The following is a 1,058-nucleotide window of genomic DNA, read 5'->3' as shown; positions in this document are numbered from 1 at the left end:
GCTTCAGGGCTCCTCCCCGCACATGCAGAGGGCGCTCCCGGTCCACAACGGGGGCGCCCTTCTTCGTTCGCGCGCCCCTGACCTGTTCGAATACGCCCCCGCGGGAGCAACTCATCCACAGATTGGGAGACTTTCTTCCGTCCACACCCTGGGGACGCCCCGCGTCGCCCACAATCTGTCCACAGGGGTGCCGGGTGAGGTTCCATCAGGCCAGGTCAGACCCCTGTGGAATTGTGCACAAAGACTGTCCACAGGCTGTGGACGAATATTTCGTCCACAGCACTGTCCACGGCGTTGTCCACCGCCGGCCCACAGGTTTCCACGTCCTGTGCACAGGATCCGGTGCCTTCTCCACACCCTTGTCCACTGTTCGGCAACACACCACCCCCTCTCACCGCCCGGAGTGAAAGCCGTCACACGGATGTAGACGTTTGGGTTGTGGAGTACCGGGGGAAAGCTGGGGACACACCTGTGGAGTAGTCGGGGTCCCCTGGGGACAGCCTGTGCAGAACTTTCTGTTCTCCACAGAGACACGGGGTTGTCCACCGGTGTCACCCACAGGGTCGGTGGATAAAAAACCGGGGTTGACCTGCGAAAACGGGCTTATCCACCGTTTCCACAGGCCCTACTACTACCCCCATAGAGAGTTAGGCCGGTTTCGGTTTTCAAGCGGGTCCTGTGCACAACTCGTCGATCGCCCGCCCCGACGCCTCGCTCCCGACTTGACCGCCGGCCGCACCGACTGTCGGCGCCGTACGTCAGACTGGTCCCCGGCATCGGTCGAGGCATCGACGAGCCGACGACGAAGGCCGGCAGACGAGCGAGCAACAGCAGGAGGCGGTTCCGGTGAAGTTCCGGGTGGAGCGTGACGTACTCGCGGAGGCGGTGGCCTGGGCCGCCCGCAGCCTCCCGGCCCGGCCGCCGGTGCCCGTTCTCGCGGGCCTGCTGCTCAAGGCCGAGGAAGGCACGCTGAGCCTCTCCGGCTTCGACTACGAGGTCTCGGCCCGCGTCTCCGTCGAGGCGGACGTCGAGGAGGACGGCACCGTCCTGGTCTCCGG

General features: G+C 65.2%; 1 pseudogene. It reads left to right on the top strand.

The window, feature by feature from the left end:
- Positions 1-846: 846 nt before the first annotated feature.
- Positions 847-1,058: pseudogene (locus ACFWVD_RS28915) on the top strand (DNA polymerase III subunit beta); the annotation flags it as partial.

Origin of the sequence: Nocardia sp. NPDC058666, from assembly GCF_042714895.1 — a bacterium.
Classification (GTDB): domain Bacteria; phylum Actinomycetota; class Actinomycetes; order Mycobacteriales; family Mycobacteriaceae; genus Nocardia.
The sequence above is the reverse complement of the archived record's forward strand: the minus strand, read 5'-3'. Positions and strand labels throughout refer to the sequence as shown.